Origin of the sequence: Kribbella flavida DSM 17836, assembly GCF_000024345.1 — a bacterium.
Taxonomy (GTDB): Bacteria; Actinomycetota; Actinomycetes; order Propionibacteriales; family Kribbellaceae; genus Kribbella; species Kribbella flavida.
The window spans coordinates 7,068,967-7,088,831 of sequence record NC_013729.1; the positions used below are offsets into that span (position 1 = coordinate 7,068,967).

Below are 19,865 nucleotides of genomic sequence, written 5' to 3' on the forward strand. Positions count from 1 at the left end.
CATGGGCAACCGGGAATCACTGCTGGCCGGCGCGAGGAAATGCCTCCAGACCAAGGGCTTCGCCCAGACGACGGTCCGCGACATCACCGAGGCAGCCGGCGGCGTGAGCATGGCCGCCATCGGCTACCACTTCGGCTCCAAGGAAGCCTTGCTCACCGAGGCCCTGGTGCAACTGACCGAGGAGTGGGGCCGGCAGGTCGAGGATGCGTTGAGCGCCTCCGATGAGCAACTGGAACCGGCGGCGCGGTTCGCCGTCGCCTGGGACCGCTTGCTCCAGTCGGCGCTCGCCAACCGGCGACTGTGGGCAGTCACGTTCGAGGTCATCGCCAGCGCGGATCAGGTTCCCGCCGTGCGCGAACGCATCCTCGCCGGGCTCGGCCAAGCACGCGACGGTTTGCTGCAGAACCTCGGCCATCCCCTCGATGCCGACAACGCGGAGTCCACCTGGGCCGTCGGCTCGCTCTACCAGGCCCTTCTCACCGGCCTGATGGCCCAAAGCCTGATCGACCCCGACCACGTCGTGACCGGCAGCCAACTCGCCCACGCCTTCGCCGAGATCGGCCGGCACAGCGCCGGCCGGCCAAGGTGATGATCGAAGTCCCTGCTCAAGGAACGGATCGTCCCTGACCAACGCACGACGTCCTGATCGAACCGACCACGTTCCGGTACGGCGTACTGAGCATTCTGATGACTCGGCGGACCGTTAGCATCGCCGCCATGAGGTACACGCCCATGGGCCGCCGAACGATTGCCTGGTTCACCGTGATCGGCGTGATCTTCACCGTCATCGGCCTCGTGCTGCGGCCGGTGAACATCGACGTCGCGGTGGGTGCGTTCCTGCTTGCGCTCGGCGGTTTCGGCCTGGCCGGCTACGGCCTGTTCGAGCGCCTCGTCGACCGCATTCCGAGCCGCTCGCAGCGCTGACGCCCGGCCTAGCCACAACTGACCGGGCAGGCCTGACCTGGAGGTGGGTGGACTGACCGCGCGACCGGACAGCACCTCCACGGACGGCGCCGCCTGAGCGGTGGCTCAGGGACCGTTCGATCCTGATGCGGGCGAGGGTCCGTACGTCACGGATCCGCCGGCCCCCACCGAGCTCGGGCGACCTGTCACACCGACAGGCCGCCCGAGGCGCGGTGCCGGCTACTCGACAGCGAGCGCCGCTTCCGCCGGTCGGCCTCGCGTCGCACGCCATGCGGGCAGCAGCATCGCCAACAAGGTCAGCAACACGGTCAGGGCGACCGTCGTCACGTAGATCCACGGCGATCCGACAGGGAGCAGGGAGTCGAGCCGCTTGACGCTGACGGGCACCAGGATCGCGACAGCCGCAGCGGTGCCCAGGACGACGCCGCTGAGAGCCACGATCACTCCCTCCAGACCCACCATGTGCATCACCTGGCCACGGGTGGAGCCCGCGAGCCGCTGCATGCCGAACTCCCGCCGTCGAGCTGTCATGCTCGACGCAAGGGTGTTGATCACCGTGATGGCTGAGTACCCCGCGATCATGACCACCATGATGTAGATCGCGAAGTTCGCGGTCCTCTTCTGATCGTCGAACTCGCCGAGGAGAACGTCGCGGCCGCTCACGGTGAGGCCGTCCTGGGCAGAAGCCCAGTCGGTCAGCTCGGTCTCCATCCGCGCCGGGTCGGTGTCCTCGTCGAACGAGACGAGCATTCGGGTCGCGACGCCCGCCGTCGTGTGGGCAGCGAGGGTGTCCGCAGGAAGCAACAGCGTGTCGTAGTCGTCCGGAGCGGAGAACAACGCGGCCACCTGGACGTCGAGAGCCCTGTTGTCTCCCAGCCTGAGGGTGATCGTGTCGCCGAGGTCGACGCCCAACCTCTCGGCATGCTGTTCGTCGATCGCGATGGTGTCGTCCCGCAGGTCCGCGAACGAGCCGGCCGTGATCTTCACCGGCGTGGTGGCCTCAGCGCCCACGGAGGACACGCCCTGCAGGTTCCAACCCTCGTTCGACGGAGAGCTGTCCTCCGGATCCTCGATGAACCCCAGGCTGTCGATGTACTCCGAGGCGCCGGCGACGCCGGGCAAGTCGTTGACCCGCTCGACCACGCCCGCATCGAATCCGGCTTCGGTGGTCAACACGGCATCCGCGACCAGGTTGTCCGCGAAAGCCCGTCGGTCCGCCTCATCACTCGTCGTCTGCAGGTACAGCAACCCTGTCGACACCGCGGTCAGCAGGATGACCGGGGCCATCACGGCTGCCAGGCGGCCACTTCGGCCCCTGGCGTTGAGGACGGCGAGCTGGCCGGTCACGCCGCCGACCGCACGGACAGGCCACTGCCAGACGAAGGTGGTGATCTTGGTCAGGACCGGAGCCAGGAGGGCGGCTCCGATGGCGAGGAGAATCACGGCCGGCGCGCCAGTGGCCGGAGTGAGTGGTCCGCTCATCACGGCGATGGTGACGATGGTCAGTCCGATGCCGCCGCCGAGAACGATGACTGCGAGGAGCAGGCGTCCCGCACCGATCAGTCTCCCGTCGACGGAGACCTCCGCCAGTGCCTGCGTCGGCTTGATGCGAGAGACCCGCCGACCTGCGCCCAACGCACCGGCCAGAGCGGCGACGACCGCCACCGCCATGGCGGCCGCGGTGGGGATCCAACCCTGGTGGAAGACGACGCCCTCAGCGGCGATACCACGATCGACCAGCAGATCGAACATGAACCTGCCGAGGAGCTGACCGGGCAGCACTGCCAGTGCGGTGGCGATCAGCGAAAGCATCAGCGTCTCGCGGAAGATGAGCCGACGCAGCTGGCGAGAGGTCGCACCGATGGCCCGTAGCAGTGCCAGGTCCCTCTGCCGTTGGGTGATCGACAGGGCGAGCATGGACGACACCCCGAAGACCGACACCAGGAGCGCGAAGGCGGTGAAGACGCCGGCAAGGGCCATCACGGTGACCCCACTCGCCTTGGCGTCGCGCAGCTCCGCCTGTCCCCGTTGGTCTCCGACGAGGGTCACGGCCCTGTCGTCGAGCTCAGCGTCGATCCGCTTCTGCAGCTCATCCACGTCTGTTCCCGGCGCGGCCACCACGCCGATCGCATCGACGGTCCCCGTCGGCGCCTCGCCCTCGAAGACGTAGCTCGTGGTCTCTCGCACCCCCGGCAGCGCCGAGAGCGTGTTCTCGAGGCCGGCGTCGATGCGGACGCGCTCGGGCAGGATGGGTGGTTCGTCCGGATCGCCGCCGGAGGCGCGGTACTCCTGGTTGCCGGCGACGACGACGTCTGCCGACGCCATCTTCTGCGGGGTTACCGCCGAGCGGGTCCCGGTCTCGATGAGGCCGCCCGGTGGCCATCATCATGGCCGCCGCGAAGAACATGGCCAAGAAGGCGGCGGCGAACATCCCCGCTCGGAAGCGCAGGGTGCGGAGCGCAAGCTGCATCATCGGTGCTGCCCTCCCCGCGTCTTCTCCAGGCGAGGCAGCGGCAGGGCCCGATCGTCGGCGAAGGCGCCCAGGTGGGTCATGCGCTCGGCGACGGACTCGGCTGTCGGCGCGTGCAGCGCCCCGGCCAGCCGACCATCGGCGAGGAACAGGACACGATCGGCGTACGACGCTGCGACCGGGTCGTGAGTCACCATCACGATCGTCTGGTGGGCCGTCTGCGCCGAGTGCCGCAGCAGCGAAAGGATGTCCTGCGCCGTTCTGGTGTCCAAGGCACCGGTCGGTTCGTCGGCGAAGAGGACGGCGGGTTCGCTGATCAGCGCCCGAGCGATGGCGACCCGCTGCTGCTGGCCGCCGGACAGCTCCGACGGACGGTGGTTGCTTCGCTGAGCCAGACCGACCTGGTCCAGCACGGTCGACACCCTGCTCCGGGACGGCGGTCGCCCGGCGAGCCGGAGCGGCAGAGTGACGTTCTGACGCACCGTCAGCACCGGCAACAGGTTGAACGACTGGAAGACGAACCCGATGCGGTCGCGCCGCAGCTTCGTCAGCTCGGTCTCGTCCAGCTCGCTGATCTCGTGACCCTCCAGCAGGACCGAACCTGACGTCGGCTGATCGAGCCCTGCCGCACACTGCATCAGAGTGCTCTTGCCGGACCCCGACGGGCCCATGATCGCGGTGAAGGTCCCTCGACGGAACTGCGTCGTCACACCATCGAGGGCGACCACCTCGTTGTCCCGTTTGCCATAGACCTTGCGCACGTTCGTCAGCCCGACTGCATCCATGGCGTCGCCTGTGTTCATCAGAGATTTCCTTGCGATTGCTGTCCGACCGGTGCCGGACGTTCGTCACCAACCCTGTCGCTGACGCGCTTCGTGCACATCGTTCGTCAACACCAACCTGGTCCTGGTGCCACCGGACCAGGTCCGACAGCGTCTGGTGCAGACGCACTACGCCGCTTGGCCGGCGGGGGCCATGCCCTACCCTGAACAGATGCTGCCGCGGGTGAACGTCGAGGGCGGAGCGGCGCGATGGCATTCCACCCATCACGGGACGTGGCGGACCATCGGCCCGCAGTGCCCGCAGTGCCCGCCGGTGAGGCTCGCCGACCGTGCCGTACGGAGGTAGCCGCCTCGTGCCCAGAGGTGGATCGTCCTGGGGCGAGGGGGCGATCGTGGCCACGGCATTCCTGCTGTGCCTGCTGGGAAGCGTGCTGCAGGTCGATGACACGGTGGCACCGCCATCCGCAGCGGCCTATCTGCTGGCCGCAACGTCGGCGGCGGTGACGCTCGCGCGCCACCGGGCACCGGTCCCCACACTGGCGGCCACGACGGTGTGCGGCATGCTCGTCGCGCCGCTCGGACTGCTGCCGACTCCGCTCACCATGGCCCCAGTCGTCATCAGCGCCTACACGCTGGCGATGCGCGCCGAGCGGCGTACCGCCGTCGCGGCCCTCGTGACGTCGTCGGCGCTGCTCGTGGTCTCGACATTGTTCTTCGAGGACGACCTCTCGTGGGAAGACACGAGCAGGTTGGTGACCGTGGCCTCCTCGCCGCTCGTCGCGGCCGCGCTCGGGCGTTTGGCGAAGCACCGGCAGGCCCATCTGGCGTACGTCGAGGAGCGGGCACTGCAAGCCGAGATGAGCCGGGACAGCGAAGCACGCCGGAAGGTTGGCGAGGAACGACTTCGCATTGCGCGCGAGCTGCACGACCTGGTCGCCCACCAGATCACGCTGGCGAACGCCCAGGCGAACGTGGCGGCTCATCTCTTCAGCACGAGCCCGGACAAGGCCCGCACCAGCCTGGACGAAGTGGTCGAGACCACGCGCCATGCCCTCGACGAACTGCGAGCCACCGTCGGACTCCTGCGTCAGCGCGACGACGCACCTGCGCCACGTGAGCCGGCGCCCGGGCTGGCAGACGTGCCGATGCTCCTGGAGTCCTTCCGCCTCGCGGGACTGGAGGTGTCGGTGCACCACGACGGCACTGCTACACCGCTGCCGCCGGCGGTCGATCTCACCGCCTACCGCATCATCCAAGAGGCTCTGACCAACGTGACGAAGCACGCCACTGCTCGTAGCGCCGACGTCCGCCTGACGTGGGAGCGTGAGCGGGTGGGCATCAGGATCATCGACGACGGCGTCGGTTCCCACACGCCGCTGGAGCATTCGCCCGGCTACGGTCTGATCGGGTTGCGCGAACGGACCACCGCCGTCGGCGGCAGCTTCACAGCGGGCCCTCGACCCGATGGGGGCTTCATCGTCGCCGCCCAGCTGCCTCTGCCCGTCGCCGGGTCCAGAGCACGGACGACCGGCAGAGCACCTGACAGGGAGGGCCGATAATCCGAGACGTGGCCGATCACGGACAGTACGACGACCCAGACGCCGGACGCCGGCTGCGGGTTGTCCTCGCCGACGACCAGGCATTGCTGCGGGGTGCCTTCCGTACTCTGCTGGACAGCACCGACGACATCGCCGTCGTCGGCGAGGCCGGCGATGGCGAGGAGGCCGTGGCGCTGACCCGCCGCACACACCCGGACGTGGTCGTCATGGACATCCAGATGCCTGGCATGGACGGACTCACCGCCACCGCGCAGATCTGCGCCGACCCGGACCTACGCGCCAGCCGCGTGCTGATCCTCACCACCTACGAGACCGACGAGTACGTCGCGCAAGCGCTGCGGGCAGGGGCGAGCGGATTCATCGGCAAGGGGATAGACGCCGACGGACTGATCGATGCCGTCCGCACGATCGCCGACGGCGACGCCCTCCTGTCCCCAGCCGCGACCCGATCGCTGGTCGCCCGTTTCCTCGCCACCCCCGTCGACACCGCGCCGCGCGACGTCGAACGGCTGGTCGCGCTCACTCCACGCGAGCGCGAGATGGTTGCTCTCGTCGCGACGGGGCTGTCGAACCTCGAGATCGCAGATCGGATGTACGTCAGCCCTTTCACCGTTCGCGCTCACGTGCAGCGCGCCATGACGAAGCTGGAAGCACGAGACCGCGCGCAACTCGTCGCCATCGCCTACCGAACCGGCCTGGCACGCGGCTACCCCGACGGCAAGCCAGATCCCGTATAGGTCGCGCGTTGTGCCCACCTGGTTGAACATGCGATCGACCTGCGGCTCATGCGCGTTGATGTCCGACGCTGGCGAATCAGCAGCCGGGCACCTGTGGATGACGAACAGCTGGATGGGCCCTCTCCTGGCATCCTGTCTGTGGGCCTCGGGGCGGGGCCCACACCGAGCCATGACCGAGGTTTGCCCATGCAGGAGGACTGCTGATGAAAGACTCGTTCAACACCGGAGAGCCACGGCCGCGACCTACCGCTGGCATCTCCAATGAAGGCGACTCACCGAACAGTGAGAGCATCCTCGGCGGGCTCGGGAAGGCTACGTGGTCCGAAGAGGAGGGTGTGTCCTACGAGGTGGCGCTGAACGTCATCAACGAGGTCGTCGGCGCCTACTCCGGTCTGATCGGGCGCGAAGAAGCATCGCCGAGCCCGAACGCCACCAAGATCGCCGCCTGGCGCCAGGCCAAGATCGCCTGGGCGCAGAGGCAACGTGATCTGTCGCCGGCCGATCCGCAAGCTGTGCAGGCCGTTCGGCAGGAGGCCGCGGACCTTCTCCGCACGCTGTCCGACCACGGCTGACCGGCTACGCCGACCGCTCCAGATACGGGCTCAGCGACGAATGGCGGCATGCCCTCATTGGCGAGCGACCTGCTCGGCCCGGTCGAGTTGGCCTCGCCCAAGCGGTCGAGCAACTGCCTGGTGAGCGGGCGCTGCCGGGCGGCTGCCGCTACGGGTTGAAGTGGGACGGCTACCACGTCGGCGCGGTCTGCCGCGGGGGCGAGGTGCGACTGTGGTCGCTCTGAGTGGGCCGTCTCCCTGTTCTATGACGTCGATCCAGAGAAAGAAGTCAGGGCTCTTCAACCTGTCGAGGGATTCGTACACAGTGTTCAGCCGCGCTGCCGCGCCGACGGCAACGTCGCTGGACGCCGGCGAGCGCGCTTCGAGGTCGATCGAACTCCCGTCCTTCTCGGCCAGGAAGTCTGGTCGACGGTTCGTCCCCTCAACTCTCGGGTGGCACTGCACGGCGTAGCCCATCCGGACCAGGCACATCCAGAAGGCCGCGCTCCAGTTCAAGAACACCTCCGGCGCGTGGCAGCGCCTCACCTCCAAGACCCTGTACGCCGGCCGCGGCCTGGTCGCATTCCCGTGGAATCCGCCGGACCTTCCAGTTCCGCTGGTGGATCCCCGGAATCACCACTGCGACCGGTCTGCGCGTCGAACCGGCCTACTCGGGTGTGTTCGCTGGGGTACTGGCTTTAGCTCCCGGCTCGCGGGATGGCACGGCGATTACGGCCGGCCTGACCAGCGCTGTCCCACTCATCAGCCTTGGGACCAAGCTCGTGCTGGGCCATAGGTCCGTCAGCGGGAGACGGTCAACGAAGTACAGATCCGGTCGGCGCAGAGGCGGTACGTGCCGTCGAGAGCCGTGTTCGGAACGATCAGTTGGTGGGGGCCAATGCCATGGAGTGTCGGCCGGGCGAGGTGGCGAGGCTCAACGTCGGTCGCGGCGTACCACCTCGGCTCGGCGGTCGAGGTGCCAGCGGTGAGGTAATAGAGCACCTTCCCGTCGCGACCGAGCGTGAGGAAACCAGTTCGCTTCGCACCGGTCGTGAGTCTGACCGCGACCAGTCCTCCCGGCGACGCGGATGCCGGCGCGACGACGATCGCGGCGTCTGCCGGCCGCGTTGAATCCACCGGCGCGGGGTCGCAGCCCCGCTCCCACGTCACTAGCTGCCACATCGCACCCAGGACCACCAGCACGCACCCCAGCACCCAGTACGTCGCCCACCCACCACGCCTTGACGCGGCCCGGACGAACGCAGGCCCTCGGGGCCGGTACGCGCTGCGTTCCGGGTCGGGTGGCGTAGGTCCAGTCCGGGGTGCGGTAGCGCTTGCACCCGGGCCCTGTGGTGTAGGCGATCCGCAGTCGGCGGGCATTCAGGTGCTGGCTGCAGTCGGGCTGAGAGCGGTGCGGAGCGCGTCACGCGCCGCGGCGTATCGGCCTCTGGCGGTGGATGGGTTCAGGCCGAGGATTTCCGCGGCCTCGACGATGCTGAAGCCGTCCCAGTGGACCAACAGCACCAGGTCCCGTTGAGCGGACCCCAGCCGGAGCACCGCGTCCCGGACCGCGTCTGCCTCGGCGTGGTCCGGTTCGTTGCTCGTTGCCAGCTGCTGGCGGACCCGGCCGGCCAGTGCGGTGCGCCGCCGCGCGGAGCGACGGTGATTTCCGAGCACGTTCGCGGCGATCGTGAACAACCACATCCGGCGCCGCTCCGCCGTAGGTGGCAGGTCGCCTGCCCGGCGCCACGCCTGAAGCATGGTTTCGCCGAGCAGGTCCGCGGCGTCGTCGCGGATGCTTACCCGCCGCTCGAAATAGGCAAGCAGGTCGTCGGCCGCCTGCCGCAGAGCACCGCGAAACTCAGCAGTGTGCTCAGGCGTCATCCGCCGCACCTGTACGCGGTGGAGTAGTTCAACGCGTACGGCTCGAGCTTCTTGGCGGTCAAGTCTGCTGCCAGACGTTCCCAGATCTCGACGCCGACTGCCGACAGAACAAGGTCGTCTCCCGTCGTCCGCGGCTGACGCTCCGCCGGGTCGGGCTGCCCTGCAATCGCGGCATCCTCTGCCTTTTGGAACTCTCGGATGGCGGCAGCCTGGTCGATCGAAGAGTAGTCGAAGGACTTGAGGAACCGGTTCGCTTCAGCGACCGCCGCCTGCTTCTCGGCCGCACTGTGCCCGCGCGAGCGAGCATCGCCGTCGCCCGGCGGCAGGTCGACGACCGGGCTCACGGTGAACTCGATGGAACACTGGCTGCCCGCCGGTGTCGTCCAGGGCACCCAGTGCGGTGCCGGCACCAGCCCCACTGCCATCCCACCGGCGGTACCTGCCCCGATCACCACAGTGGCCAGCGCGCCGGCGAGACCGATCCGAAGGCTTCGCCGGCGTGGACGGGCGGCGGACTCGGCATCGAGAACCAACCGATGCAGTTCACGCTCCAGGTCCGCGGTGCGACGTGCGATCGGCGGGGCCGAGCTGTCGAGCAAATGGTCGAGATCCATGCGATTCCTCCGGATGGTCATGCTGTCATCCCTACCTGTCCGGCACCCGCCGATTTGTCCAGGCCGGTTCGAAATTCACTGGACGAATCGGCCCGGCCCGGACAGGTAGCCCTCGAAGACCACCCGTCCGAGAGGAAGTCATGGCACGACTCCGAGCTCGATCGGCTTCGGCTTGGCCGTCACGTTCGCGGTCCTGAACGTGGGCCAGACCGGCCACGTTCAGGGGGCACGTGCCGGACGTCACCGGTGAGTGGTACCGGTACATCGCCGGATGGTCCCGGCAGTACTCCGCACGCCGTTCAATCGTTCATGGAGCACTTCATCGAGTTGGGCATCGTGCTGCTCGCAGCGCTGTGGGCGCTGATGTTCTGGGCGCAGCCGCCGGGACCGGCCAGGCCGATGGCGATCGCGCTGGCCGGCGGGCTGGGAGCGGTGCTTCTCTACGGCCTGAGCGAATGGTCGAAGACCTACCTGGACGCAGAACGTCCCTGCCGGACATTCGCTGATCCGACCATCACCGCGGACGAGTGCCCGCCGACCGGGGACTGGTCGTCCCGAGCAACCACAGCACGATCGCCGACGCATTGGTCGAGTTCAGCCGCGCAGTCGTACCTGCCACAGCCAGCCGGGATTGATCCTGACCCGCGCACGAGTACATGCTCGGTGGGGACGAGGAGATGAGGCACAGGCCAGAGCCGAGGTTCTTGACGAACCCACCGGTGGTCGTGCCCCAATGTCGCCAGTACTGATAGGGCTTCTGTGCATCGCAGGTTTCCGTTTTGATGTCGAAGCCGGTATATCCCGCGATGCACTGGTTCGCGTTGCTGTACCGCTGAATGAACCCGCCGTTCCAGATGACCCATTTCTGACCGGCGTCTCCATCAACGCACTTGCCGAGGTAGACACCGTCGTAGTAAGCGCCATTGCTGTCCAGGCAGTGTCGACCCGTCGCGTTGCTCTGAATGCGATATGGGCCCGGTCGGCCCAGTGTCGCCGTACCGCTGGCCACCGGCTGTGATTCCCGGCCGGTACCCCCACCCCGAGTCGCAGGTGCGGCATCAGTCTGCTTGTCGCCCGATGGGTCGAAGTGCTTGCTCGGTGTTGCGGCGGCAGTTGTCGCTGCCGGCGGGGCTGTCGCTGGGGGGGTCTCCGCGGAAACGGTGAGCACCGACCCGACGAGCAGTGCCGATACTCCGCTGGTGACCAGTCGTCCGAAAGTCTTCAAGGGTCGCTCCTAGCTCTCAGGATTCATGCGCGGATCTCGAGAAGACCAAGAAGAACTTCGGATCACTTTCATCCGCACCGATGACCCCCAGCACCAAGCCCGTCTCCGAGTCCGGTCCGTTCATCGACTGGGCCCGCCGGTGCAACGTTCACCGTGCGATCCGGTCGCTGACCCATCAGTCGAGCATCCCCCGCACCCCGCAGCGTCCGAGCCGCGCCGTAGCCCGCCGGTGGGCCGGACGATCTGTGTCTCAACCCCCCAGTCGCTCCTGACTGAACCAGCCGACCCCCGTACAGAATGGCTCAGCGACGTCGGTGGTGTTCTTGCGGCTTTCAGAGTCTGAGGGTGGTTGCGGTGGTGCTTCCGTCGCGGTAGGTGAGCTGGATGGGGACACCGCGTCGAGGAGCAGCGTGCTCGAAGTCGTTGCCGGGAAGCCAGAGGGCGAACTGGCCTTTGCTGACGGTGGCTGTGACCTTGCCGCGGCTGGGACTGGTGTAGGTGATGCCGGTGACATCTGCTCCCGCTACGCCTACCGCGACTGACAGGAATTCACCGTCGATCGAGCCGGCTCCGAAGGTGGTCGGGTGAATCTCTCGGCGGGCCGGTCGATCTGCGCGCAGTGTCGACCCGATGGAGCCGTGGAACGACTGGAAGGAAGGCTTCGAGCCGTCGTTGATACACAGCGCCGCAAAGGCGTTGCGTCCGGCAAGGAGCACCAGCGTCCAGGTGCCGCGTCGCTCCGAGAGCGCGGTCGTAGCGGTTGCCAGTTCTTCACGGTGGCCGGGGCTGTACTCCGCGGACTTGGTGCGGCAGGCCGCAGATGCGCTCGCACTGTCTTGTTCTGACATCGCGGCGGGGGCTGCGGTCCAGGTGGCGAAGGCCTTGTCGCCGCCGAATACGGACGGCAGGGCGATCGCAGCTGCGGCCGTGGCGGCAACCAGGCCGGTGGCCAGTGCCAGCCGTGGGGCGAACCGGCGGTTGCGGCGAGGCCCGACGCCGGGCGGCGTGGTGTCCGTCGCAAGGATCCGCTCGAGATCGGCGCGGGCGCGGAGTCCGCGCGGGTCGATGTCGCCGACGGCAGGGTCGAGGGTCTTGAGGAGGTCGAGTTCGTTGACGCGGGTCATGAGCCGTTCCTTTCGCCGATGCCCGCTTCGGCGGGCGCAGTGCGGGGGAAGTGATCGAGGTGGAACCGCAGGGCACGCCGAGCGCGACTGAGGCGAAGTCGGAACGCCACAGGTGAGATCCCGAGCACCACCGCGGCTTGAGGTGCCGCGAGACCCTCTAGAACCGCAAGGGCGAGTGCTTCCTGGTGGATGGCTGAGAGCCGGTTCCAGGCCGCCGCAAGATCGACCTGGCTGGCCACCAGCTCGGCGTCGCCGTCGTGCTGCGGGGTCGGAGCCGCCTCTGCGAGCCGGACGGCGACCGCTTGCTGGCGGTCGGCGCCGCGGCGTGCGTTCAGGAGGGTGTGCCGGGTGATCCCGAACAGCCACGCGCGTGCATCCGCCGGATGTCGTGGTACGTCGTCCAGTCGGCGCCAGGCGACCAGGAACGCCTCCGCGACGATGTCCTCGGCGCGGCTACGATCCGCCCGACGCCGCGCGAACCGGATCAGGTCCGCGTACGCAGCCTCGTAGAGCGCGGTGAATCGAGCCTCGCGGTCGGGAGCGCGTGAATGGTTGCTCATGATTCGTACCTGTCCGCCACGAGCCGAGTGTGTCGAGTCGTGTGGCGAAACATGCCCGCAAGTTTCGCGTAGCGAGTGGAAGGCGCTCCACTCCATCGCTCGCCGCCGCCGTCGCTGTCGACGTCGCACAGCTCGCTCGCGCCATCGCGCGCTCCTGCCCACAGCCTCACTAGCCGCTCTCCCCGAACGGCCTCTGTGCCGAAAAGTTCGTCACTGGCCTGCACTGAACTCGTCGAGTACCAGATTCCGGAAGTCCTTCGTCCGGAAAGTGGCGTAGGCAGGGTGCATGGTTCTTCCTGCTGAGGTCATTGCGCCGGTGTGGATCGAGGTTCGTGAGGGGCACCGCCTGGCGGTGCGCCGTCAGGGAGCCGGTGGTGTGCCGCTGCTGCTCATCCACGGGTTTCCCTGCACGAGCCGCATCTGGTCGCACAATCTCGTCCCCTTGGCTGAGGCGGGGTTCGACGTCGTCGCGCCGGACCTGCGCGGCTACGGTGACTCCGATTTCGCGCCGGACGACTTCTACGACTTCAACGCGTTCACCACCGACCTGACCGGCCTGTTCGACACGCTCGGCTGGGACCGCGCGGTCGTCGCCGGGCATGATCTGGGCGCGATGATCGCCATCGACCTGGCCAACCGCCACCCGGACCGGGTTGACCGCCTGGTGATCCTGGACGACTCCATGCCCGACCTGAAAGACGCGTTCGCGGCGGCGGGGATTCCGCCTCTCGACCTCAAGCCCGCCGTGTACGACTACCAACGCCGTCAAGGCCACCACGCCGACGCCCTGGTCGCCGAGCTGGACACACCTGAGCGGCGGCGGCGTTACGTGGCCGAGTTCTACGGGCACCGCCTGTGGTGTCCGCCCGATGCCTTCGGCGAGGAGGACTTGGCCTTCCTGACCGAGCCGTACGGGGACGCCGCCCGACTGCGCGCCTCCTTCGTCGACTACGAGATCGTCATGGGCACCCGGCCGCTGTCGGCCCCGGAAATGACCGACCGGCCGGTCCGGCAGTCGACGCTGGTGCTGATCGGCGAAGACCAGGTGACCGTAGGCGACCACATCGAGGAGCGGTGTGCGATCGCCTTTCCCGAAGCGGTCGGTCCGTTCTGGGTCAAGGGCGCCGGTCACTTCATGCCCTGGGAGCGGCCCGATACGGTCAACCGCGCCATCCGCTCCTTCTGCGGCGACCTATTGGTCGCCCGAAACCAGCCGGTGCTGTCGTTGGGGTGAGTCTTAAGGCGCTCCTCGGGCCCGAACGTGATCACGGCCACGCCGATCGGCGAACTGCTCCGCCGAAGAGGTCCCAGCAGTCGGGCCGGGACCCGTCGACGACCGGCCCCGGCCAGGCACGGCGACGAAGATGGCGCTGTTACAGCTGTTTGAGGGTTGGTTCGAGTCACTCGTCTTCTGTCAGAAGACTCAGGTGTAGGGGTTGTCCCGTCCCGCGCTGGTCGCGCACTTCAGGTTGCCGCTCGAGTTGTAGACGCACACCTTGAGGCTGATCGATTTGATGCGCCAGCCGTCGCTGAGGCCGAGACTGTACGTCCCGAAGTTGGTGCCGTCGGAGCCGCAGCCGTTGCGGTCCGAGTAGTACGGCGGGATGGTCGTACGCTTTCCGTCGGTGTCGAGCACGACCAGGACGGCCCGCACCGGGCGGCCGTCACCGGGACAGATGTCGCGCACTGTGAGGTTCCGCACCGTGACATCTGACCGACCGGTGAAGTCGAGGTACGCGCGCGCCTCCCCACCACTGCCGGAGGTGTTCGGGTAGTACACGCGAGCGGAGACCGATCCGTCGGTAGCCTGCGCAGGACTTGCCACCAACAACCCGCTCAGCATCGCTGCGACTCCTACCAGTGCCCCCAGTACACGTGCCTTCATTGGTCCTCCGAGAAAGAGATGTCTCGAGCTGGCTTGCACCCGCCCGCTGAATGTGCCGCGACAGTACGAGTTGTCGCCGACGTGTCTCTGCCCGTACCGCACCCGTACCGCCAGGTCGCGCGCAGCGACTCCAAGACCGGCTGTAGCACCAACTGCTGCTCGGAAGAGTTCAGTCAACTGGCCGGTGGCGTGGACCGGGGAACTGCTGACTTCGACGCGCTGCAGCAACGGATGGCCACCACCACCGCGACGGTGCGGCGCCGACTCACCCCGGCGTCGCTTGTCGCCTTCGACGTCCTCGCGGGCGACACCGTCGACGTCCGCCCAATGCGCTGGGCGGTCCGGGCGTGGCCGGCTGAAGGTGCTCGCGGCCGACAGCGTGGCGTCGGGTGGCGACCCCCAGGCCAGGCGATTCCTTCGCCATGCTCGGGACCACAGGACCGGCTCGCACCACGAGGTTCGCCTGGAGGCGCTTGGCGAGGACAGCCGCCCGTCCGCCGCGAACCCGAGTTCGGGCTCTTCAGGCGTGGCACCGGGCGCTGTGCTTTGCTCAGTGGGGGTTCGGTCGTCAGCTGCGGAGATGGAGGTAGAAGACGTTGACGTCTGTGCCGTTGGTCGTGTCTTGGCGGCCTAGGGTGAAGCCGAGGTGTTCGGCCAAGCGGGCGCTCGGGGCGTTGTTGGGGTGGATGACTGCGGTCAGATAGTCGTGGGTGATGTTGGCGGTCGCCCAGTCAATCCATGCTCTCGCGCCCTCTCTGGCTAGTCCTCGGCCTTGAGCGGATCGGCTGAGGGCGTAGCCGAGCTCGACCTCGCGCCATTCCGGCCAGTCGCTGAGCCCGATGCGTCCGACCAGTTGGCCGGTCTCCTTCCAGATCACTGCGCTCTGGCCGTAGCCGCGCTCGGCCCACGCGCGTGCGCATCTTTCGGTCTGCTCGCGGGTGGACTCCGCGGTCAGTGAGTCTCCGCCGACGTAGCGGGCGACTTCAGCATCGGAGTAGACGGTCCACAGATCTTGTGCGTACTCCGGTCCGAGCGGCAACAGTCTTAGGCGGGTCGTTTCCAAGATCATCTGCTTATCCTGGCGGCCGAGCAGGCCATAGTGGCGCTTGGTCGGCTGATTCAGGTCCTGCAGGTCTGCCCGTTGTGTTCAACTGTTGCTCGGCTTCGGCGCGGCGTTGCCGCAGATGCTTCAGGGAGTCCTCCAATGCGGCGACTTCACCGAGCCAGGCCCTGCCTTGTGCCTCGGCGAGGCGTTCGGTCGCATTGATCGTCATCTCGTCGATGCGCGGGAGCTGGGCTGCCCCATCGCGCCGTGTCTCCGTCGGCACCCGTCGCTGATGTCCTCTTGAAGGCCGAACACCTCATCCAGGCGAGCCGCGGTCCCAGAGCGACCCTCGTCGTCAAGGCCGACTCACCTCCCGGTACTGATGCGCTACCAGGCGCGTGGGGCTCTGACGCGCAACACGTGCGGGAGGTTCAAAGTGGCTGATCCGCCGTCGACGTGGGTCCACAGAGGCGTTCACCAAGGTGGTCGTTGAGCGCATAGCCCGCCCACACCGCCGGGGCCGTCTGCAGTCGACCACGGGTGCTTTAGCAAATCCGTTCGCAGTAGCCCGGTAGAGAGCCGGACGGCAACCTCTCGATCTGCCCTTTGGATCGCTGCGACTTGGCCGACTCCTTCGCCATGGTCGGGATCATAAGACCGGTTCGCACGACCCGCACCACGAAGTGCTCCAAACGAAGGAAACCCCGGGCTCAGAGTGGCCTCTGACCTGGGGTTTGGGTGGAGCCGCCTGTCGGAATCGAACCGACGACCTTCTCATTACGAGTGAGACGCTCTGCCGACTGAGCTAAGGCGGCGGTGGCCCGGGGGCCGCGGCAAGAGTGTAGCGGGAAGGGTGGGTGGATTCCGAATCGGAATCCGGAGCGGCCCGGTGCGGAGGTGGATCAGGGGGTCCAGACGCCGGATTGGGCGGCGGTGGTGGCGTAGGTGGAGAAGGGGACGGGTGAGCGGCCGGTGAGGCGGGTGACGGTGGTGGTGGGGACGGCGTCACCCAGGGAGAGTTGGTTGGTGAAGTAGGCGAGCATGGCGGGGTCGGCCTCGGGGGTGGACAGGTAGTCCTCCGGTGTCCCCCGGTAGTGGATGTCACGGTGGGTGACATCGGCGATGATCTCGACCGCTTCGCCGAAGGTGAGGGCGTCGGGGCCAGTCACTTCGTACGTCTGGGCGTGGTGGCCGTCGCCGACGAGGGCCTCGACGGCGACGGCGGCGATGTCGGTGGCGTCGACGAAGGCCTGGCGCTGGTCGGCGAGAGGCAGGACCAGCTCGCCGGCGAGGATGGCGGGGCGGAAGAAGCCCTCGTCGAAGTTCTGGTTGAACCAGTGGGCGCGGACGACGGTCCAGGACGTCCCGGACTCCCGTACGACGCGTTCGGCGGCGACCAGGCGGTCGTCGCCGATCTCCTCGGGGTGCATGGTGGACAGCAGCACGAGGCGCTCGACGCCGGCCGCGACGGCCTGAGCGACGAACGCGGGCTCGACCGGTACGCCGTCCGGCGCCATCACGTACACCGCGGTGACGCCGTCGAGCGCGGGCGACCAGGTCTCCGGGCGGGCCCAGTCGAACACGGTCTCGCCCCGGCGGGAAGCAGCCCGTACGGCGACGCTGCGGTCCCGCAGCTGCTCGGTGACCCGACGGCCGGTGGAACCAGTGGAGCCGAGAACGAGAACAGTCATCGCGCCAGCACAGCACATCGCGCCGACAATCCCGGGAACCCCGCCCGCGCCGGCAGCGTCCGACCGCAGGAAAGACCAACCGCAATAGCGAATTCCACAAATGCATTGACGCCGGTCGCGACGGTAGGCGAAACTAATGCCCGACAGCTTGGACCACGACGATCAGGGAGACACCGTGTTCGGCAGGACGCAGAAAATTCAGCGGGCGGGAAGCGCACTGCGCTTCGGCGGCTCGTTGGCATGCCTGCGTCCGCTCACCGAAGACGGCTACGCGCTCAGCTCCGAGCGGCGTCTGAGCACCGGCGGCCCGCCTGCGTGATCTCCAGGATCATCCAGGAGCCGCCCGTCGGGAACGACCCGACCAGGGCGGCTCTTTCGTTTGCGCCCATGCAGAACAACATTTCACCGTTCACGAACGGTGAATCGCAGAATTGACAACTTCACCTGCCGTAAAACAAATTCGAGCTGTGGGCCAGCGGCGTGGCCGCCTCGTTCAAGAATGGGACGAGGAGATCGGGAGTTCGAGTCTCCCCAGCTCGGCCAGGCGCCCGCAGGATGCTCAGCTACCGGCCGAGCGGGCGCCACAAACCACCTGCGCCGGACGTTCGCAACCCGTCCGGCGCAGGACCGAACGCCCGTGGCTCAACCGGACAGAGCGCCTGCCTACGAAGCAGGAGGGTGCAGGTTCGAATCCTGCCGGGCGTGCTGCACCACCGAGCGGCTCTGGCCCAACTGGTAGAGGCGTCTGGTTCAGGACCAGAAGGTTCGGGGTTCGAGTCCCTGGAGCCGCACCGGATCGGACGACCCGGCAACAGCCTGTCGGGCACACTGGATGAGAGGAGGAACCACCATGAGCGGTGTCATCGTGCTCAACGCCTCGTACGAGCAGCTCCATGTCGTGTCGATTCCCCATGCCATCCGGATGCTCGTCCGGGAGGTCGCGGTCGTCGAGGAAGCCGACGACGGCGCCAGCTTCGGCCCGTTCCCGCTGCCGCGGGTGCTGCGCCTGGTCCGGTACGTCGTGACCAAGTGGCGCTACGCCTCCGGCCGGTTGCAGTACACCCGGGCCGGTGTGCTGAAGCGGGACAAGTACACCTGCGCGTACTGCGGCAAGCCCGGCGCGACCACGATGGACCACGTGGTTCCACGGTCGCGCGGCGGCCGGGGCGAGTGGCTGAACGCCGTCGCCGCGCACGCACGCTGCAACGAGAAGAAGGGGTGCCGTACCCCCGAGGAAGCCGGGATGCCGCTGCTGTGGCAGCCCTGGGTACCTTCCCGTGCGGAGATAGCCCTCTGATCTCAGCCCTCTGGTGCCGCGGTCGGAGTGGTGCCAGGTGGGCGACGGTGACCCACCCTCGGTTCTGACCCGAGGTCCCGCAGGTTCGAGTCCTGCCCTGGCAGCTTGCAGACGACGAAGCGAACAGGAGTGGGGAGATGAACGTTCAGTACCCGGTCCCGCTGAGTGGGGCGAAGAGCTCCACTCTGATGTGGGCCCAGGAGCACGAGGTCGGCGCCCAGGCTCTGCAGCAACTGCGCAACATCGCCGCGCTGCCGTGGGTGCACGGCGTCCGGGTGATGCCGGACGTCCACCTCGGCAAGGGCGCGACGGTCGGCTCGGTGATTGCGATGAAGCAGGCGGTGTCGCCGGCCGCGGTCGGGGTCGACATCGGCTGCGGCATGGAGGGCGTGCTGACGTCGCTGACGGCGGCCGACCTGCCCGACGACCTGTCGAAGATCCGCAGCCGGATCGAGGCCGCCGTACCGGTCGGGTTCCGGGCGCACGAGTACCCGGTGAGTGTCCGCAAGCTGGGGCTCGACCGGGGCTGGGACACCTTCTGGGGGTCGTTCTCCAGCCTGCACGACGGGGTGCAGGACCGGGAGAAGAAGGCGCAGCAGCAGATGGGCTCGCTCGGTGGCGGCAACCACTTCATCGAGGTCTGCCTGGACGACGAGGACCGGGTCTGGCTGATGCTGCACTCCGGCAGCCGGAACATCGGCAAGGAGCTGGCCGAGCGGCACATGCGGATCGCGAAGTCGCTGCCGCACAACGCCGACCTGCCGGACCGCGACCTGGCCGTCTTCCTGGCGGGCACGCGCGAGATGGACGCCTACCGGCGTGACCTGACCTGGGCGCAGGAGTACGCGTCGCGCAACCGCGCGGTGATGCTCGCGCTGGTGATGCAGGCGGTCCGGGAGTCGTTCGAGCAGCCGGTCCGGTTCGAGAAGCCGATCTCGTGCCACCACAACTACGTGGCGGAGGAGACGATCGACGGGCTCGACCTGCTCGTCACCCGCAAGGGCGCGATCCGGGCCGGGCTCGGTGACCTGGGCCTGATCCCGGGGTCGATGGGGACCGGCTCGTACGTCGTGCGCGGGCTCGGCTCGGAGCGGTCGTTCTACTCGGCCTCGCACGGGGCAGGCCGGCGGATGAGCCGCAACGAGGCGAAGCGCCGGTACACGGTCGGCGACCTGATCGAGCAGACGGCCGGGGTCGAGTCGCGCAAGGACGCCGGGGTGCTCGACGAGCTGCCGGCGGCGTACAAGGACATCGAGTCGGTGATCGCGGCGCAGTCCGACCTGGTCGAGGTCGTCGCGCATCTCAAGCAGGTCATCTGCGTCAAGGGCTGAGGTCAAGAGCTGAGGTGGGAGCGGACGTTTGCGTGGGCTGCCTCACGTGCGTCCTCTTCCATTTCACTAAGCGTACAAGCGAGCCGCCCGGCGGACGATGGTTATCCACAGCCTGCTGGGGTGGTCCTTCAGGACGCTACCAACCAGCAAGGCGACACCACCAAAGCAACACGAGAGGAGGACCGG

The 19,865-nt window shown here is 67.8% G+C and carries 20 protein-coding genes, 5 tRNA genes and 1 pseudogene; 14 read left to right on the forward strand and 12 right to left on the reverse strand.

Annotated elements, in window-relative coordinates:
* The first annotated feature begins 1 nt into the window (after position 1).
* Both KFLA_RS39500 and KFLA_RS32810 read left to right on the forward strand, forming a co-directional pair.
* A complete protein-coding gene (locus KFLA_RS39500) occupies positions 2–589 on the forward strand; it encodes a TetR/AcrR family transcriptional regulator (RefSeq protein WP_012924150.1) in 588 nt (195 codons plus the stop codon).
* A 128-nt stretch (positions 590–717) separates the two neighbouring features.
* Positions 718–924 carry a hypothetical protein gene (locus tag KFLA_RS32810; protein WP_148256794.1) on the forward strand — a complete coding sequence of 69 codons (207 nt, stop codon included), beginning with the start codon at positions 718–720 and terminating at the stop codon, positions 922–924.
* A gap of 219 nt (positions 925–1,143) precedes the next feature.
* Here KFLA_RS32810 and KFLA_RS32815 read toward each other — a convergent pair whose 3' ends face one another.
* Together KFLA_RS32815 and KFLA_RS32820 are read right to left on the reverse strand one after the other, a co-directional pair.
* A complete protein-coding gene (locus tag KFLA_RS32815) occupies positions 1,144–3,249 on the reverse strand; it encodes an FtsX-like permease family protein (RefSeq protein ID WP_012924152.1) in 2,106 nt (701 codons plus the stop codon).
* A 144-nt stretch (positions 3,250–3,393) separates the two neighbouring features.
* Positions 3,394–4,197: an ABC transporter ATP-binding protein gene (locus KFLA_RS32820; RefSeq protein WP_012924153.1), complete on the reverse strand. Its 804-nt coding sequence runs from the start codon at positions 4,195–4,197 to the stop codon at positions 3,394–3,396.
* 371 nt (positions 4,198–4,568) lie between these two features.
* Here KFLA_RS32820 and KFLA_RS32825 point away from each other — a divergent pair, with 371 nt between their 5' ends.
* The 3 genes from KFLA_RS32825 to KFLA_RS37695 all read left to right on the forward strand — a co-directional run bounded on the left by KFLA_RS32825 (position 4,569) and on the right by KFLA_RS37695 (position 7,044).
* On the forward strand, positions 4,569–5,735 hold the full coding sequence (locus tag KFLA_RS32825; RefSeq protein WP_202797052.1) for a sensor histidine kinase: 1,167 nt from the start codon (positions 4,569–4,571) through the stop codon (positions 5,733–5,735).
* Positions 5,736–5,743: 8 nt separating this feature from the next.
* Positions 5,744–6,472 (forward strand): response regulator transcription factor, encoded by a 729-nt coding sequence (locus KFLA_RS32830; RefSeq protein WP_012924155.1) that lies wholly within the window; start codon positions 5,744–5,746, stop codon positions 6,470–6,472.
* A gap of 203 nt (positions 6,473–6,675) precedes the next feature.
* Entirely contained in the window at positions 6,676–7,044 is a 369-nt protein-coding gene (locus tag KFLA_RS37695; RefSeq protein ID WP_012924156.1) for a hypothetical protein, read from the forward strand.
* Between the two features lie 780 nt (positions 7,045–7,824).
* On the opposite strand, the gene KFLA_RS32840 is transcribed toward KFLA_RS37695, so the two are convergent.
* The 3 genes from KFLA_RS32840 to KFLA_RS32850 all read right to left on the reverse strand — a co-directional run bounded on the left by KFLA_RS32840 (position 7,825) and on the right by KFLA_RS32850 (position 9,542).
* Entirely contained in the window at positions 7,825–8,226 is a 402-nt protein-coding gene (locus KFLA_RS32840; protein ID WP_148256796.1) for a hypothetical protein, read from the reverse strand.
* Between the two features lie 177 nt (positions 8,227–8,403).
* Positions 8,404–8,907 (reverse strand): RNA polymerase sigma factor, encoded by a 504-nt coding sequence (locus KFLA_RS32845; protein WP_012924158.1) that lies wholly within the window; start codon positions 8,905–8,907, stop codon positions 8,404–8,406.
* Positions 8,904–9,542, reverse strand: coding sequence for a hypothetical protein (locus KFLA_RS32850; protein WP_148256797.1), 639 nt, complete (start codon positions 9,540–9,542; stop codon positions 8,904–8,906). Before KFLA_RS32850 ends, KFLA_RS32845 begins: the two co-directional genes overlap by 4 nt.
* 288 nt (positions 9,543–9,830) lie before the next feature.
* Here KFLA_RS32850 and KFLA_RS39180 point away from each other — a divergent pair, with 288 nt between their 5' ends.
* A complete protein-coding gene (locus tag KFLA_RS39180; RefSeq protein ID WP_237706649.1) occupies positions 9,831–10,202 on the forward strand; it encodes a hypothetical protein in 372 nt (123 codons plus the stop codon).
* 49 nt (positions 10,203–10,251) lie between these two features.
* Here KFLA_RS39180 and KFLA_RS39755 read toward each other — a convergent pair.
* The 3 genes and pseudogenes from KFLA_RS39755 to KFLA_RS32860 form a co-directional block, all read right to left on the reverse strand.
* Positions 10,252–10,689: pseudogene (locus KFLA_RS39755) on the reverse strand (ricin-type beta-trefoil lectin domain protein); the annotation flags it as partial.
* Positions 10,690–11,078: 389 nt separating this feature from the next.
* Complete coding sequence (locus KFLA_RS32855; protein ID WP_012924161.1) at positions 11,079–11,870, reverse strand: hypothetical protein; 792 nt, start codon at positions 11,868–11,870, stop codon at positions 11,079–11,081.
* The gene (locus KFLA_RS32860; RefSeq protein WP_012924162.1) at positions 11,867–12,430 is read right to left on the reverse strand and encodes an RNA polymerase sigma factor; all 564 of its coding nucleotides are present in this window, start codon (positions 12,428–12,430) and stop codon (positions 11,867–11,869) included. The genes KFLA_RS32855 and KFLA_RS32860 overlap by 4 nt, the downstream gene beginning before the upstream one ends.
* Before the next feature lie 286 nt (positions 12,431–12,716).
* Here KFLA_RS32860 and KFLA_RS32865 point away from each other — a divergent pair, with 286 nt between their 5' ends.
* A complete protein-coding gene (locus tag KFLA_RS32865; protein WP_012924163.1) occupies positions 12,717–13,664 on the forward strand; it encodes an alpha/beta fold hydrolase in 948 nt (315 codons plus the stop codon).
* Between the two features lie 189 nt (positions 13,665–13,853).
* Here KFLA_RS32865 and KFLA_RS39185 read toward each other — a convergent pair whose 3' ends face one another.
* The 4 genes from KFLA_RS39185 to KFLA_RS32885 form a co-directional block, all read right to left on the reverse strand.
* Positions 13,854–14,132 (reverse strand): hypothetical protein, encoded by a 279-nt coding sequence (locus tag KFLA_RS39185; RefSeq protein WP_237706650.1) that lies wholly within the window; start codon positions 14,130–14,132, stop codon positions 13,854–13,856.
* A gap of 751 nt (positions 14,133–14,883) precedes the next feature.
* The gene (locus KFLA_RS32875; protein ID WP_012924165.1) at positions 14,884–15,384 is read right to left on the reverse strand and encodes a GNAT family N-acetyltransferase; all 501 of its coding nucleotides are present in this window, start codon (positions 15,382–15,384) and stop codon (positions 14,884–14,886) included.
* 715 nt (positions 15,385–16,099) lie between these two features.
* Positions 16,100–16,175: transfer RNA gene (locus tag KFLA_RS32880), tRNA-Thr, on the reverse strand.
* 87 nt (positions 16,176–16,262) lie between these two features.
* Positions 16,263–17,051: an SDR family oxidoreductase gene (locus tag KFLA_RS32885; RefSeq protein WP_012924166.1), complete on the reverse strand. Its 789-nt coding sequence runs from the start codon at positions 17,049–17,051 to the stop codon at positions 16,263–16,265.
* Between the two features lie 136 nt (positions 17,052–17,187).
* On the opposite strand from KFLA_RS32885, the gene KFLA_RS32890 reads away from it, so the two are divergent.
* The 7 genes from KFLA_RS32890 (at position 17,188) to KFLA_RS32915 (ending at position 19,679) form a co-directional block, all read left to right on the forward strand.
* Positions 17,188–17,370 (forward strand): hypothetical protein, encoded by a 183-nt coding sequence (locus KFLA_RS32890; RefSeq protein ID WP_012924167.1) that lies wholly within the window; start codon positions 17,188–17,190, stop codon positions 17,368–17,370.
* A gap of 142 nt (positions 17,371–17,512) precedes the next feature.
* Positions 17,513–17,594, forward strand: a tRNA-OTHER gene (locus tag KFLA_RS32895).
* Positions 17,595–17,682: 88 nt separating this feature from the next.
* Positions 17,683–17,756 (forward strand) — tRNA-Arg (locus tag KFLA_RS32900).
* Between the two features lie 12 nt (positions 17,757–17,768).
* Positions 17,769–17,842 (forward strand) — tRNA-Leu (locus KFLA_RS32905).
* 59 nt (positions 17,843–17,901) lie between these two features.
* Positions 17,902–18,348, forward strand: coding sequence for an HNH endonuclease (locus KFLA_RS32910; protein WP_012924168.1), 447 nt, complete (start codon positions 17,902–17,904; stop codon positions 18,346–18,348).
* A 31-nt stretch (positions 18,349–18,379) separates the two neighbouring features.
* Positions 18,380–18,452: transfer RNA gene (locus KFLA_RS37705), tRNA-Gln, on the forward strand.
* 33 nt (positions 18,453–18,485) lie between these two features.
* Positions 18,486–19,679: an RtcB family protein gene (locus tag KFLA_RS32915; RefSeq protein ID WP_012924169.1), complete on the forward strand. Its 1,194-nt coding sequence runs from the start codon at positions 18,486–18,488 to the stop codon at positions 19,677–19,679.
* The last annotated feature ends 186 nt before the right edge of the window (positions 19,680–19,865 follow it).